The 13743-nt window shown below is 65.0% G+C and carries 14 protein-coding genes, 5 tRNA genes and 1 riboswitch; of the genes, 2 read left to right on the top strand and 17 right to left on the bottom strand.

Annotated elements, in window-relative coordinates:
* Window positions 1–38: 38 nt before the first annotated feature.
* The 15 genes from rplK to rpmE form a co-directional block, all read right to left on the bottom strand.
* Window positions 39–461: a 50S ribosomal protein L11 gene (gene rplK / locus RVX_RS14185; protein ID WP_007523977.1), complete on the bottom strand. Its 423-nt coding sequence runs from the start codon at window positions 459–461 to the stop codon at window positions 39–41.
* 64 nt (window positions 462–525) lie between these two features.
* The gene (gene nusG / locus RVX_RS14180; RefSeq protein ID WP_116307866.1) at window positions 526–1080 is read right to left on the bottom strand and encodes a transcription termination/antitermination protein NusG; all 555 of its coding nucleotides are present in this window, start codon (window positions 1078–1080) and stop codon (window positions 526–528) included.
* Window positions 1081–1091: 11 nt separating this feature from the next.
* A complete protein-coding gene (secE, locus tag RVX_RS14175; RefSeq protein WP_007523973.1) occupies window positions 1092–1343 on the bottom strand; it encodes a preprotein translocase subunit SecE in 252 nt (83 codons plus the stop codon).
* Between the two features lie 157 nt (window positions 1344–1500).
* A tRNA-Trp gene (locus RVX_RS14170) sits at window positions 1501–1577 on the bottom strand.
* 14 nt (window positions 1578–1591) lie between these two features.
* Window positions 1592–1741: a 50S ribosomal protein L33 gene (gene rpmG / locus RVX_RS14165; RefSeq protein ID WP_007523971.1), complete on the bottom strand. Its 150-nt coding sequence runs from the start codon at window positions 1739–1741 to the stop codon at window positions 1592–1594.
* Window positions 1742–1744: 3 nt separating this feature from the next.
* Window positions 1745–2938: an elongation factor Tu gene (gene tuf, locus RVX_RS14160; protein WP_007523969.1), complete on the bottom strand. Its 1194-nt coding sequence runs from the start codon at window positions 2936–2938 to the stop codon at window positions 1745–1747.
* Between the two features lie 53 nt (window positions 2939–2991).
* Window positions 2992–3067 (bottom strand) — tRNA-Thr (locus RVX_RS14155).
* Between the two features lie 33 nt (window positions 3068–3100).
* A tRNA-Gly gene (locus RVX_RS14150) sits at window positions 3101–3177 on the bottom strand.
* 85 nt (window positions 3178–3262) lie between these two features.
* A tRNA-Tyr gene (locus RVX_RS14145) sits at window positions 3263–3348 on the bottom strand.
* Window positions 3349–3352: 4 nt separating this feature from the next.
* A tRNA-Thr gene (locus RVX_RS14140) sits at window positions 3353–3428 on the bottom strand.
* Window positions 3429–4187: 759 nt separating this feature from the next.
* Window positions 4188–5132, bottom strand: a complete 945-nt coding sequence (gene lpxC / locus RVX_RS14135) for a UDP-3-O-acyl-N-acetylglucosamine deacetylase (RefSeq protein ID WP_007523968.1) — start codon at window positions 5130–5132, stop codon at window positions 4188–4190.
* A 208-nt stretch (window positions 5133–5340) separates the two neighbouring features.
* Window positions 5341–6408: a N5-glutamine methyltransferase family protein gene (locus RVX_RS14130; protein ID WP_230404787.1), complete on the bottom strand. Its 1068-nt coding sequence runs from the start codon at window positions 6406–6408 to the stop codon at window positions 5341–5343.
* Window positions 6409–6650: 242 nt separating this feature from the next.
* Window positions 6651–7724 carry a peptide chain release factor 1 gene (gene prfA, locus RVX_RS14125; RefSeq protein ID WP_116307864.1) on the bottom strand — a complete coding sequence of 358 codons (1074 nt, stop codon included), beginning with the start codon at window positions 7722–7724 and terminating at the stop codon, window positions 6651–6653.
* A 3-nt stretch (window positions 7725–7727) separates the two neighbouring features.
* Window positions 7728–8660, bottom strand: coding sequence for a DUF1385 domain-containing protein (locus RVX_RS14120; protein ID WP_116308085.1), 933 nt, complete (start codon window positions 8658–8660; stop codon window positions 7728–7730).
* A 259-nt stretch (window positions 8661–8919) separates the two neighbouring features.
* Window positions 8920–9135, bottom strand: a complete 216-nt coding sequence (gene rpmE, locus RVX_RS14115) for a 50S ribosomal protein L31 (protein WP_116307863.1) — start codon at window positions 9133–9135, stop codon at window positions 8920–8922.
* A 312-nt stretch (window positions 9136–9447) separates the two neighbouring features.
* Here rpmE and RVX_RS14110 point away from each other — a divergent pair, with 312 nt between their 5' ends.
* Window positions 9448–10374 (top strand): TlyA family RNA methyltransferase, encoded by a 927-nt coding sequence (locus tag RVX_RS14110; protein WP_230404785.1) that lies wholly within the window; start codon window positions 9448–9450, stop codon window positions 10372–10374.
* Window positions 10375–10956: 582 nt separating this feature from the next.
* Here RVX_RS14110 and gap read toward each other — a convergent pair.
* Both gap and RVX_RS14100 read right to left on the bottom strand, forming a co-directional pair.
* A complete protein-coding gene (gap, locus tag RVX_RS14105; protein ID WP_116307861.1) occupies window positions 10957–11973 on the bottom strand; it encodes a type I glyceraldehyde-3-phosphate dehydrogenase in 1017 nt (338 codons plus the stop codon).
* 11 nt (window positions 11974–11984) lie between these two features.
* Window positions 11985–12548, bottom strand: a complete 564-nt coding sequence (locus RVX_RS14100) for a GAF domain-containing protein (protein WP_116307860.1) — start codon at window positions 12546–12548, stop codon at window positions 11985–11987.
* Window positions 12549–12928: 380 nt separating this feature from the next.
* Window positions 12929–13105, top strand: a riboswitch (yybP-ykoY riboswitch).
* 19 nt (window positions 13106–13124) lie between these two features.
* Between RVX_RS14100 and RVX_RS14095 the strand changes: the two genes are divergently transcribed.
* Window positions 13125–13712, top strand: coding sequence for a TMEM165/GDT1 family protein (locus RVX_RS14095; RefSeq protein ID WP_116307859.1), 588 nt, complete (start codon window positions 13125–13127; stop codon window positions 13710–13712).
* The last annotated feature ends 31 nt before the right edge of the window (window positions 13713–13743 follow it).

Below are 13743 nucleotides of genomic sequence, written 5' to 3'. Positions count from 1 at the left end.
AACATGTCGGCGGACGGCAGTGCAACTGATCCGAAACGCTACTTGATTTCGATGCCCATGCTCCGGGCGGTGCCCAGAACGGAGCGGGTGGCCGCATCGAGATCCTTGGCGGTGAGGTCGGGCAGCTTCAGCTTCGCGATCTCTTCAACCTGCGCCATGCTCACCGAGCCGACCTTGTTGCGGTTCGGTTCGCCAGAGCCCTTTTCGAGCTTGGCGGCCTTCAGCAGCAGCACGGAAGCGGGCGGGGTCTTGGTGATGAACGTGAAGGAACGGTCGGAGTAGACGGTGATCACCACGGGGGTGATCATGCCCTTCTGCTCCATGGTCTTCGCGTTGAAAGTCTTGCAGAATTCCATGATGTTCAGCCCGTGCTGGCCGAGCGCGGGACCCACCGGCGGGGAGGGGTTGGCCGCCCCGGCCGGAATCTGCAGCTTGATCTTGGCAACTTCTTTCTTAGCCATTGTTCTGTCCCTCTATGGGCGGCGCGGGCCGCGATGGTTACCGCGCAAAATCATCGAAAGGGGGCTAGCCCTTGGAAACCTGGACGAAGTCCAGCTCGACCGGGGTCTGTCTGCCGAAGATGGAGACCGACACCCTGAGTTTGCCCTTGTCGTAGTTGACGTCCTCGACGACGCCGTTGAAGCCGCCGAAAGGCCCGTCTATGACGCGAACCTCGTCCCCGCGCTCGAAGTTGAACTTGGGCCGGGGTTGCTCCTGCCGCGATTCCATCATGGCCAGGATGCGTTCGGCTTCGCTGTCACGCATGGGGGTCGGACGGTTCTTGCCGCCGACGAAACCGGTAACCTTGGGAATGGACTGGACGAGGTGCCACGAGAAATCGGTCATGGTCATCTTGACCATGACGTACCCGGGGTAGAACTTCCGCGTGGAGGTCCGCTTCTCGCCCTTGACGAGCTCGATGACCTTCTCGGTGGGCACCACGACCTCTTCGATGAGCCCCTGCGCCTGGCCGGTGCGGATCATCTCGCGAATGGTCTGTTCCACACGCTGCTCGAAGCCCGAGTAGGTGTGGACGATGAACCAGCGGCCCTTGGTGGTTGTGGGAATCGATTCGGTCATTGGGGTGTCCGTCACGAGAGGATGTATTCGACGAGCTTGGTCAGCCCAAGGTCCACGACACCGAGGAACAGGGACATGACGAAAACGAGAACGAGCACGGCGATGCCCGTTGCCGTGGTTTCCTTGCGCGTGGGCCAGGTGACCTTGCGCAGTTCGCCCTTGGCTTCCTCGAAGTAATCCCTGAGCTGGGTGATCTTGTCGCCGATGCCGTTGCCGGAATCGGTCGGGGTCGCCTCGGGCGCGTTCTGCTGCTTTTTCGCCATGGTCGCCTCTGGAGCCATTTCGACTTGCCGACTTGTCAACTTTTGGGGGGGACCGGCCCGCCCGGCGGGCGAACCGATGGGGTTCGCCGAGCCGGGCGGAAAGGTGCCTTGGGGCGCCTTGGCACGTTGCCGTGCACTGTCCCGCGAAGAAAGGAGATGGCAGGGCAGGAGGGATTCGAACCCCCAACATCCGGTTTTGGAGACCGGCGCTCTAGCCGTTAGAGCTACTGCCCTGCACTATGAGGATACTACTTGGTTTCGCGGTGAACCGTGTGTTTCTTGTCCCAGGGACAATACTTCTTCAGTTCGATACGGCCGGTAGTATTCTTCTTGTTCTTGACGGTCGCGTAATTGCGTCGCTTGCACTCGGTGCAGGCGAGCAGGAGATTGACGCGCATCGCTTACTCCAGGATTTCGGAGACAACACCCGCGCCGACGGTGCGGCCGCCTTCGCGGATGGCGAAGCGCAGGCCCTGTTCCATGGCGATGGGGGCGATCAGTTCCACGGTGAAGGTGGAGTTGTCGCCGGGCATGACCATTTCGACGCCGTCAGCCAGCGCGATGATGCCCGTGATGTCGGTGGTACGGAAGTAGAACTGCGGACGGTAGCCCGAGAAGAACGGGGTGTGGCGGCCGCCTTCTTCCTTGGACAGGACGTACACTTCGGCCTTGAACTTGCGGTGCGGCTTGATGGACTTGGGAGCGGCAAGAACCTGGCCGCGTTCCACGTCTTCACGCTTGATGCCGCGCAGCAGGGCGCCGATGTTGTCGCCAGCCTGGCCCTGGTCGAGCAGCTTGCGGAACATTTCAACGCCGGTGCAGGTCGACTTGACGGTGTCCTTGATGCCGACGATTTCGACTTCTTCGCCAACCTTGATGATGCCGCGTTCCACACGACCGGTCACCACGGTGCCGCGGCCGGAGATGGAGAACACGTCTTCGATGGGCATCAGGAAGGGCTTGTCGATGTCGCGCTGCGGTTCGGGGATGTAGCTGTCGCAGGCGTCGAGCAGGGCCACGACCGGAGCGGCTTCGGCGGAGTTGGGATCGTCGGTTTCAAGGGCCTTCAGGGCCGAACCGCGGATCACCGGGATGTCGTCGCCCGGGAAGCCGTACAGGGACAGCAGTTCGCGAACTTCGAGCTCGACGAGTTCGAGCAGTTCTTCGTCGTCCACCATGTCGCACTTGTTCAGGAACACCACCAGGTAGGGCACGCCGACCTGACGGGCGAGCAGGATGTGCTCACGGGTCTGGGGCATGGGACCGTCGGTGGCGGCGACCACCAGGATGCCGCCGTCCATCTGGGCGGCGCCGGTGATCATGTTCTTGATGTAGTCGGCGTGGCCGGGGCAGTCCACGTGGGCGTAGTGGCGGGTGGCGGTTTCGTATTCGACGTGGGCGGTGGCGATGGTGATGCCACGTTCCTTTTCTTCGGGAGCCTTGTCGATTTCGTCGAACGCCACGAACTTGCCGTTGCCGCGCAGACCGGCCACCTTGGTGATGGCGGCGGTCAGAGTGGTCTTGCCGTGGTCAATGTGGCCAATGGTGCCGATGTTGACATGCGGCTTCTTGCGTTCAAATTTTTCCTTACCCATAGGTGTTCTCCCTGGCGTGGTTTTCTTCTTGCGTTAATCGTTAGGCGCGGAAATGGAGCCCACAATGAGACTTGAACTCATGACCTCTTCCTTACCAAGGAAGTGCTCTACCGCCTGAGCTATGTGGGCCGATTGCTTGCTTGAGGAGAACCCGGGCTAGGATGGAGCGGGAAACGAGACTCGAACTCGCAACCCTCAGCTTGGAAGGCTGATGCTCTAGCCACTTGAGCTATTCCCGCACGTCCAGCATTAAGCCGTACTTCCAGGAAGCCGTAGTTCTCCGACAGGCCTTCCTGTCTCCTACAGCCAAGATAGCTTGTCAAGTGGTGGAGGGGGGTGGATTTGAACCACCGAAGTCTTACGACGACAGATTTACAGTCTGTTCCCTTTGGCCACTCGGGAACCCCTCCACTGTGGAGCTGGCGATGGGACTCGAACCCGCAACCGGCTGATTACAAATCAGCTGCTCTGCCAGTTGAGCTACGCCAGCCAACGAGAAAGCGCTTCTACCCGCTCCCTTCGGAAAAGGCAAGGGGGGAAAGGGGGTGAAAGCGTCTTTTTTTGCGCGCTGCGTTACGGATTGGCGTCCGGCGCGGATTTGCGGCGGGATTTTTATGACGTGGATGGGCCGGATGCTGCGGGGCGCACGGGCGAAAAAGGGTGCGGGCAGGGGCGGCATGTGCTGCGGCTGTCCTGACGGCGGATCTGACGATGGTTCTGGCGACGGCTCTGACGGTTTGGCGGATGGGACCGCAGGATGCGCACGGCGGGTGGAATTGCCGGAAGGGCAACAAGGGGTAAGCCAAGCTTTGTCCGCCCCGCTGGCAGGGCCCCGGGGCAGTGTCGAGACGACGGATGATAAAGTCGAGGTTGGGGCAAGTCCGTGCGCGCACCGGCCGTACAACGTTGCCCCCGCGCGCATCCCGGCCGTGTGTGGCAGGGATGCCCCGGCTTCATCCATGCGTAGTCCGCACGTTGTCTGGCCGTGGCTCTGGTGCGGTTTGCGCGGGCCTTGGCCCTGGCCAGGCCACCGGTCTCGCGGCAACGCCTAATCATTATATTATGCACCGCGTTCGCATCTGGTGTGCGTGGGGCGCGGGGCACGGCGACCTCGGCGCATCAGGCCGGTAGTCTCCCAGCTGGGCTGTTCGTCCTTTCGCGGGTACGTCTTCCGGCCTCGCTCCGCCCGCAATGAAAAGGGCCGCCCGAAGGCGGCCCGGAAAGGCAATGGATGGGGTTGCGGGTGCGGCTAGGCCGTGGCCGGGTGCCCCACATGCGCGGGCGCATGGGCCGGGGCGACGGCGGGACGGCGGGCGGGCTGTTCGGCGGCGTCCAGCGTCACTTCCTGCAGGTAGATGTCGGCGTTTTCGGTCAGCACGCGCAGAAAGGCGTTGTTCAGGGCGTGGCCCGAGCAGTGCACGATGAAGTGGCCCTGCAGCGGGGTGCCCAGCATGGCCATGTCGCCGATGAAGTCCAGGATCTTGTGGCGCACGAACTCGTCGGGAAAGCGCAGGCCATCGTCGTTCAGCACGGCGTAGTCGTCGAGAACCACGGCGTTGTCCAGCGAGCCGCCAAGGGCCAGGCCCTTGCTGTGCATGTACTCCACCTCGCGCAGAAAGCCGAAGGTGCGCGCCTTGGCCACTTCGGAGAAGGTGCGCGGCGTCACTTCCAGGCTCATGTGCTGCACGCCGATGAGCGGATGGGCGAAGTCGATGGTGTAGTCCACGCGAAAGCCGTCGTAGGGCAGGGCGCGGATGGACTTGCCGTCGCTCTCGTGGCTGATGGGCTTGGCGATGCGCAGCACGCGGCGGGCGCGCGACTGGGTGCGGATGCCCGCGTTGCGCAGCAGCATGACGAACGAGGCGGCGCTGCCGTCCATGATGGGCACTTCGCCGCCCTCGACCTCGATGATCATGTTGTCGATCTCAAGGCCGCGGATGGCGGCAAGCAGGTGCTCAACGGTGGCCACCGAGGCGTCATGCCCGTTGCCGGACGCGCCAAGGGTGGTGGCAAGGCCGGTGGCGACCACGGCCTTGGGTTCGGGGGCCACGCGGCGCACGCCCTGGGCGGTATGGATATCAAACACGATGCCGGTGTCTTCGGGGGCGGGACGCATGGTCAGGTGGACCATCTTGCCGCCGTGCAGGCCGACGCCCGAGCATTCGATGTTCTTCTTGATGGTGGTCTGGTTCATAACCCCTCCGTCACCGTTAAAGCATGAACCGTGCCAAACTCTAGACTTTTGTATATACCTTGAATCGCTATTGTTTTTCGTTCATGGGAAGGCGCGCGAGTGTGTGTTTCACGCACCTGTGTGGCTTTTGCGCACCCGCGGGCGTGGTGCGAAAACCACACATCGGGGTGACATTCGCGTCACGCCCCCCATGTCGCGCAACGACGTGTCACGCGGTAAGGGCGCGCCGGGCCACCACGAAGCGGTCAAGCCCCGCAAGGTCGCGCCGGATGTCCATGTCGGCCCACAGCCAGCCGTTCGGGGCGAACAGGTCGGCCACGGCCTGTCCCTGCGCGCAGCCGAATTCCATCAGGAACAGCCCGCCGGGGCGCAACACCCGTCCGGCCTCGGCCACCAGCACCCGCGCATGGCCCAGGCCGTCCGCCCGGCCTTGCACCGTGGCGGCGTCGTCCAGTCCGCCGCCCGCGCAGGGCACCAGGGCGGTTCGCGGTTCGCGGTCGCGCACTTCCGGGGTGAGCCCCGCGTGTTCCGCCTCGCTGACGTAGGGCGGGTTGGACACCAGCAGGTCCAGCGCTCCGTCGCGGAACAGGGGAAGGGTGAAATCGGCCTGAACGGGCTGGCAGCGGGAGAAAGCCGCCATGCGTGCGGCGTCCGGGGCGAACTGGCCGGTGCGCGCCACGCCAGGCCCCATCGTCCCGCCGAGATGTGTGATGATGTTGCGCGCGGCCACGGCAAGCGCGGCGGACGAGATGTCGCAGGCGATGCCGGAAAGGTCCGGCCGCTCCGCGCACAGGGTGACGGCGATGCACCCGGTGCCGGTGCCGCAGTCGGCAAAACGCGCCCCGCGCGGGGCCAGCGAGAGGGCGGTTTCCACCAGCAGTTCCGTTTCCGGGCGGGGGATGAGCGTGGCCGGGGTGACCAGAAAGTCGCGGCCGTAGAATTCGCGTTCACCCAAGATGTGCGCCGTGGGCTCCCCGGCGGCGCGGCGGGTCAGCAGGGCGGCGACGTGTGCCAGCCCGTTTTCCTCCACCGGCTTGGCCGGGTGCAGGGCCAGCCGCAGCAGCAGGTCCGCGCGCGGCATATCCAGCGCCCGCGCCACGAACAGTTCCGCCGTCAGGCGCGGCGCATCGTCGCGCACCGAGGGCGACGGACAGGCCGCGAGGTACGCGGCGGCCGCGCGCACCACCGCGCGCAGGCCCTGCGCAGCGGCAGCAGCCAGCGCGGCGCGGGCGGATGCCGTGCCGTCAGCGGCAACCTTGTCCGGCGTGTCTGGCATGTGCCCTTCGGGCGACGTCTCGTGGCAATGGTTACTCATGGGGGGGAGCAGTAGCGCAGCCGCAAGCGTACCGCAAGCGGAGGGCGGCTTACGGCAGACGTATGGGGCTGGGGGGGGATTCTTCAAAGGGAAGAGGCTGGGGCAGAAGGCCGTTTGGCGCGGGACGGCCCCATGTCCGCCCCACGCGAAACGGCCCGCCGCTTGCGCGACGGGCCGTCTGTCTCTCTTTCGTCTGCCTTGTCCTAGTGCACGTCGGCCTGGGCCTTCAGGGCCTCGGTCTGGGCGTGGGTGGACAGGGCGTCGAACAGGGCCTGCGCCTCGCCTTCCATCACCCGGTCCAGCGAGTACAGGGTGAGGTTGATGCGGTGGTCGGTCACCCGGCCCTGCGGAAAGTTGTAGGTGCGGATGCGTTCGGAACGGTCGCCGGAACCCACCTGCGAGCGCCGGTCTGCGGCCATCTCGTTGTGCTGGCGGTCCTGCTCGGCCTGCAACAGGCGCGATGCCAGCACCTTCATGGCCTTGGCCTTGTTCTTGTGCTGCGACTTCTCGTCCTGGCAGGATACCACGATGCCGGAAGGCATGTGGGTGATGCGCACCGCCGATTCGGTCTTGTTGACGTGCTGGCCGCCCGCGCCCGACGCGCGGAACACGTCGATGCGGATGTCGTCCGGGCGGATTTCCACGTCCACTTCCTCGGCCTCCGGCAAAATGGCCACGGTGGCGGCGGAGGTGTGGATGCGGCCCTGCGATTCGGTGGCGGGCACGCGCTGCACGCGATGGGTGCCCGATTCGAACTTCAGGCGGCTGTACACCTTGTCCCCGACGATAAGGGCGATGATTTCCTTGTACCCGCCGGTGTCCGATTCGTTGGCGCTGAGGATTTCCACCTTCCAGCCCCGGATTTCGGCGTAGCGGGAATACATGCGGAACAGGTCCGCCGCGAACAGGGCGGCTTCTTCACCGCCGGTGCCCGCGCGGATTTCCACGATGGTGTTCTTTTCGTCCAGCGGGTCCTTGGGCAGCAGCAGCAGTTGCAGTTCCTGCTCTATTTCGGGAATGGCCGCCTCGAGGGATTTGGCCTCTTCATGCGCCATGGACCGGATTTCGGGGTCGGAATCGTCCAGCAGTTCCTTGTTGTCGGCAAGGTTCTGGCGCAGTTCCTTGTAGCGGCGGAACACGTCCACCACTTCCTTGAGGTCGGCGTGGGCCTTGGTGAGCTTGCGGTAGCGGTCCTGGTCGTTGAAGACCTCGGACGAGGCAAGCTGCTGCTCCAGGTCTTCAAAGCGGCGTTCGAGATTTTCAAGCTTGGCGAACATCCGTCACTCCGTGGCGGGGGCCTGATGGCGGTAGGCGGGCGCGCGCACCGTGGCCGGGGCGGCGTCGCCCAGGGCTTCGCGCAGGGCCACTATGGCGACCTCCAGCTGGTCCCGGTCGGGTTCATGGGTGGTCAGCATCTGCAGCAGCATGCCGGGGGCGCGCAGGGCCGCGCCCAGCAGGCCATCGCCAAGACGTGCGGCGTAGCGGATGGCCTCGTAGGCAAGTGCGCTGATGGGCACCATCAGCAGAAATTTGAACAGCACCGTCCCGGCGTGCTTGGTCACCGCGCCGTCCGGGGTCCATGCCAGCAGCAGCAACGGCACCAGCACCGCGTGCAGGATGATGGAGATGGACAGCACGAACAGCAGAAAGGTGGTGCCGCAGCGCGGGTGCAGGCGGCTGTGGATGGCGGCGGTTTCGGGCGTCACGTCGCCGCGCGCCTCGAAGGCCCGGATCACCTTGTGCTCCGCCCCGTGGTACTGGAACACCCGGCGGATGTCCGGCAAAAACGAGATGGACAGGATGTACCCGATGAAGATGGCGAACTTGAACAGGCCGTCCCAGGCGTGGAACGAAAGCCCCTCCACGTCGCCGCCAAGGCCCAGCCACTTCATGCCCAGCGAGAACATGTGCGGCAGCACCACGAACAGGCCAAGGGCCAGGGCCACCGACACCGCTAGGGTCACGGCCAGGTGCCACGGCTTCAGTTCCTCGCCGGTTTCGCCCTGGGCGGCATGCTCGGCCGAGCGGTTCAGGGCCTTGATGCCGTTGACCAGGGTTTCCACCAGGGTGGGAAAACCGCGCACGAAGGGACGCTTCAGCCACTCCGCGGACGACAGGGTGTACCACGGGCGGCTTTCGGCCAGTATTTCGCCGTCGGGCAGGCGCACCGCAAGGGCCAGGCGCTCGCCGTTGCGCATCATCACGCCTTCCATCACGGCCTGGCCGCCGATGGTGCAGGGCGCGTCGGCCGCGAGGGAAAGCGCCGCAGGCAACGCACGGCAGGCAAGGCCCGCACGCGAAAACGCCGCGCGGAGCGCGCCGGTCACGCCGGTGGCCCATGTCCTGCCCATTGCGCCCATGCTGCACCCCTTGCGGCTGATGGCAATGAAGATTTCTCCCCGGAGGGCGAACCCCTCCGGGGAGGAAAAATCGACGTCGGCACGCTTGCGCGCACCGCCCGAGGAAGGCAGGCTACTTGCCTTCGCCGAACTTGGCGTACTTCTTGCGGAAGCGGTCGATGCGGCCGGCGGTGTCAACAAAGCGCTGCTTGCCGGTGTAGAACGGGTGGCACTGCGAGCAGATTTCCACGTTCACGACTTCGCCCTTGGTGGACAGGGCTTCGGCTTCGTAACCGCACGCGCAGGTCATCTTGGCCTTGAACGTGTTGGGATGGATGTTTTCCTTCATCTTGGACTCCTCGTGGGGAAAATCGGAACGCAAGTTGATACGCCCATCTTCCCGTTTTGGCAAGGCCCCCGATGCAACGGCGTTGCGGGCCGTCGGGGCCTCGTGTAGTCTGCCCATCGCCGCGCCCCGTGCGTCGGGGCAGGGCGGGCAGGCGCAGGCAACAGGTATGCCGGGGGCGTGTCCCTGTCAAGGCGGAGCTTGGCGCTCGCGGCGTGGTGGAATCTGTCGATGCCCCCGCGCCGTGCCGTGCGTTGTCCCCATTGTCCCGGAATTTTTTTCGCGCGGCCCGCGCCGCGCCATGACGAGTGTTGCATGTCCCGCACTCCCCGTACCCCCAGTACCCCCGGTACCCCGGACCGGCGGAAAACCGCCGCCACGGCCAGACCGGAAGCCGCCGATGGCGATGGCGCATCCCCGCGTCCCCGGCCCGCCCGCCCTCCGAAGAAGGAGCGCGCCGACCAGTTGGTCTTCGAGGCCGGTCTGGCCGAAAGCCGGGAGCAGGCCAAGCGGCTGATCATGGCCGGGCAGGTGGTGGTGCTGCCGGAGGGCGACGGGGATGAGGACGGGGACGGCGCGTGCGTGCCGGATCTGGCGAAGACGCCCGAGCGGGCCGTGAAGGTGGACAAGCCGGGCCACAAGTACCCGGTGGCGACGCGCTTCGAGCTGTACGGGCGCGAGCGCTTCGTGTCACGCGGGGCGTACAAGCTGCTGACCGCCATCGAATATTTCAAGCTGGATGTGACCGGCCTCGTGTGTCTGGACGCCGGGGCGTCAACGGGAGGGTTCACGGACTGCCTGCTCCAGCACGGGGCGGCGCGGGTATATTCCGTGGACGTGGGGCACAACCAGTTGCACGAGCGGCTGCGGGCCGATGCGCGCGTGGTTTCCCACGAGCACACCAACCTGCGCACCGCCCCGCCGGAACTGATTCCGGAGCCGGTGGACCTGGTGGTCGCGGATGTCTCGTTCATCTCGCTGACGCTGGTGCTTGCGCCGTGCCTGCAATGGCTGAAGCCTGGCGGGCGGGTGGTGGCGCTGGTGAAGCCGCAGTTCGAGGTGGGGCCGGGGCAGACCGAGAAGGGCGTGGTGCGCGACCCGGCCCTGCGGCAGGCTGCCGTGGACAAGGTGGTGGCGTATTGCCGCGATGCGCTGGGGCTGGACCTGGAGGGCGTGGTGCCCTCGGCCATTACCGGCCCCAAGGGCAATCAGGAGTATCTGGCGGCGTTCCGGAGGCGGTAGGTGGCTTGTAAGATTTGGAAGACGCGAATCCCCCGAACGGTTGTCGTTCGGGGGATTCGTTTTGGGATGGTGAGGGAGAAGGCATGGCGGTGACGCGCAGGGTAGCGCGGCCACGCTGCCTGCGGAATCCGTCTTTTGCCGCCGGGCGGCGTTGGCGCGAAGTTTTTCTGCTCACGTACCTGAGTACGTTGCGCGGAAAAACTTCACGCCGCCTTGCCCGGCGGGCAAAACTCGTAATTCCTTGCATCCTGTCCGCACCAGCCATCCGCGCCGGAAAGACCGGCGCGGAGTATAAGGAAGAAAGGCAGGGAGCGGGTGTGGTTGGCCGCGAACAGGATATCGTCTGAAGAATGCGCGCGCTGGCGGTACGTAAAAAACTCCGCGCCGGAAGACCAGCGCGGAGCGTAAAGGCAATGGGGCGGGCGGACTTGTTTCGGCCGCGCGCTCTTTGGTACGTGACCGGAACAAAAGGCGACATCTGACGCGTTGCTCTCGATGGCCGTAAGACTCGCAAGCTCGTCTAACGGCCACGTTGCACGCCCTTCGGGTCGGTCCGCCGGAGGCGAAAAGACGGCGCGCGGCTTACAGCCCCTTCTTCGCCATCAGCGCGCAGAGATCCGCCACACGGCAGGAATAGCCCCACTCGTTGTCGTACCACGCCAGCACCTTGGCCATGTCGCCGTTCATCACGGTGGTGAATTCGGCGTCCACGATGCTGGAATGCGGGTCGGCGATGAAGTCGGACGACACCAACGGCTTTTCGCAATACGCCATGATGCCCTTCAGCGGCCCTTCGGCGGCGGCCTTCAGGGTGGCGCGCAGTTCGTCGGTGGTGGTGGGCTTTTCAAGCTCCGCCACAAAGTCCACGATGGACACCGTGGCCGTGGGCACGCGCAGGCTGATGCCGTCGAACTTGCCCTTCAGCTCGGGAATGACCTTGGCCACGGCCTTGGCCGCCCCGGTGGAGGTGGGGATGATGTTCTGCGCGGCCGCGCGGGCGCGGCGCAGGTCCTTGTGGGGCAGGTCCAGGATGCGCTGGTCGTTGGTGTACGAGTGCACCGTGGTCAGCACGCCCTTGACGATGCCGAAGGCCTTGTGCAGCGCCAGGGTGACCGGAGCCAAGCAGTTGGTGGTGCACGAGGCGTTGGAAACGATGTGGTGCTTTTCCGGGTCGTAGTCCGCGTCGTTGACGCCGAGCACGATGGTCAGGTCTTCTTCCTTGGCGGGCGCGGTGATGATCACCTTCTTGGCCCCGGCGTCGATGTGCGCCTTGCACTGCGGCCCGGTGCGGAAGATGCCCGTGGATTCGATGACGATGTCGACGCCCAGATCGCGCCAGGGCAGCACCTTGGGGTCGCGCTCGGCGTAGTTGCGCACCACCCAGTCGCCCACGTGGATGTTGCCGTCCTTCACTTCGGCGTCCACCTTCAGGCGACCGTAGCAGGTGTCGAACTGCAACAGGTGCACGTTGGTGGCCACGTCGTACAGGTCGTTGACGGCCACCACTTCCATGGTGTCGGGGTAACGGTCCAGGATGGCCTTGAACACCTGACGGCCTATCCGCCCGAACCCGTTGATGGCAATGCGGAGTTTGGTCATCGGGGGTTCTCCTACAGTTCGTGGATGGTGTTGTTGTACGCGGTGAGCAACTCGTAGTCGGTCTTCAGCGCCTGATGCATGCGCGCGTTTTCGATGGCGATGGCGCTGAGGTTGGCGATGGCCCCGGCGAATTCCACTTCTTCCTCGGTGAAGTCTCGCCGCGTGTCGGAATAGACGCGCAAGGAACCGATGGCCTTGCCTTCCACCAGCAGGGGCAGCACCAGGATGGACACCAGCCCTTCGGCGCGGGCGGCTTCCGGATACTGGAAGCGCGGGTCGGTGGCCACGTCCTGAATGTGCACCACGTTGCCCGCCAGCACTTCGCGGTCAAGGCCGCTCTTGGCGATCTCGATGGGCCCCTTGCGCAGGTAGCCCTTGCTCAGGCCCCACGCGGCGCTGGCCAGCAGGGTGGTGCCGCGCCGGTCGATGAGCCGCAGGGTGCAGGCCCTGGCGTTCAAGGCCCCGGCCACCTGTTTGGCGATGGTGTCGAGTACGGTGGTCGGTTCGAGGCTGGAATTGATTACGCGCACAAGGTCGTAGAGGGTACGGTAATAGGTGTGTTCGCGTTCGCCCATGGCGATGCCTCCGGGTTTGGGGTTGCGGTGGACGTGCGGCTATCGGGACATGACGCTGGGGCGGGGGCGCTGTGCCCGTCGCTAGCCAGCCGTCTGGGGCGCGACGCCTCGGTCCTTGCCGCGTAATGTGGGCCTTGTATGTGGGTCGCGTGTGCGGGCCGTGTGCATCGGGGCGCGTGGCTGTGGCCGCGGTCCCCGGTGTTGTCTGCCTTCGGCACGTCTGCCAGCCCATCCCAGGCCGGACCTAACCGGATAGGGGCGGCGCACGATGCCCGCCGGAAAGTCCGGTTCATGCCATTCTATATCCGTTCGGGAGAAAAGGCACAAGCGGCCTTTCCCGGCAGGAGCAGGTTGCCATTGGCGGCAAAGCGGGGTAATGTCCGCGCGTCATTGGGGAGTAGCCGCCTCCGCAACGGAGGAGCCCACGTCAACAGACTTGGCCCGCGCATCGCGCCGCGTGCCATGGCGTGTGCGGCATCAGCCTGGCGAGACCTTTGACTTCACCACCAGAGCCGGGTCGGCGCTGGCGGATGAAGTCATTGGTATACACGATCGCCGACCCCCAGGATATCCCGCGTGGAAGCATTCATCGCCGCCTTCGGAATGGTAGCCATCGCCGAAATGGGCGACAAGACCCAACTTTTGTCGTTCGTTCTGGCTACGCGTTTCTGTGGTCGTCAATGGCCCATCATCTGTGGCATTTTCGTGGCCACGGTCGCCAACCATTTCTGTGCCGCCTACGTGGGCGAATGGGTGTCCGCCAACATCGGCGCGGACATGCTGCGCTGGGGACTGGGGTTGGCCTTCCTGGCCTTTGCCGTGTGGGCGCTGATTCCCGACAAACTGGAATCGGAAGGGGAATGCAAGACGCGGGAAAGCGCCTTCCTGTCCACCGTGGTGCTGTTCTTTCTGGCGGAGATGGGGGACAAGACCCAGTTGGCCACCGTGGCGCTGGGCGCGCGTTACGCAGACCTGCTGATGGTGACCATGGGCACTACCCTGGGCATGATGGCCGCCAACGTGCCTGCCGTGCTGCTGGGCGAACGCCTGGGGCAGATGTTTCCGCTGGACAAGATGCGCTTTGTGGCAGCCGCGCTGTTCGCGGTGTTCGGTTCGCTGATTTTGTTCAAGGTCGAGATGGGGCTGGGGCTGGCCGGTTTGTAGATGCCCTGACCTGAACGCTGCCCGTGTTGAA

It is taken from the genome of Nitratidesulfovibrio sp. HK-II (genome assembly GCF_003402415.2).
GTDB lineage: Bacteria > Desulfobacterota > Desulfovibrionia > Desulfovibrionales > Desulfovibrionaceae > Cupidesulfovibrio.
This window is presented reverse-complemented; position numbering and strand designations above follow the sequence as displayed.